Source organism: Pseudomonas sp. AC463 (assembly GCF_979253585.1).
This window is the reverse complement of record NZ_CEEDDZ010000675.1, coordinates 1-267: the sequence shown is the minus strand read 5'-3', so window position 1 is coordinate 267 and position 267 is coordinate 1. Positions and strand designations below refer to the sequence as shown.

Here is a 267-nt window from a genome sequence, read left to right as displayed (position 1 = left end):
GTTCATTTATTAAGAATCGCCAACAATGTTGTTGCTATTGAAAACGACACAGCTTTGGTTGAACATTTACGAAAATTATTTTCTGATGCCCGAAATGTTCAAGTTGTCGGTTGTGATTTTAGGAATTTTGAAGTTCCGAAATTTCCTTTCAAAGTGGTGTCAAATATTCCTTATGGCATTACTTCCGATATTTTCAAAATCCTGATGTTTGAGAGTCTTGGAAATTTTCTGGGAGGTTCCATTGTCCTTCAGTTAGAACCTACACAA

General features: G+C 35.2%; 1 protein-coding gene. It reads left to right on the top strand.

Annotated features, from left to right (window positions below; genetic code table 11):
• Positions 1 to 267, top strand: a 267-nt coding sequence (locus AC0IYH_RS31910) for an rRNA adenine N-6-methyltransferase family protein (protein ID WP_471838286.1), incomplete at both ends; no start/stop codon positions are given.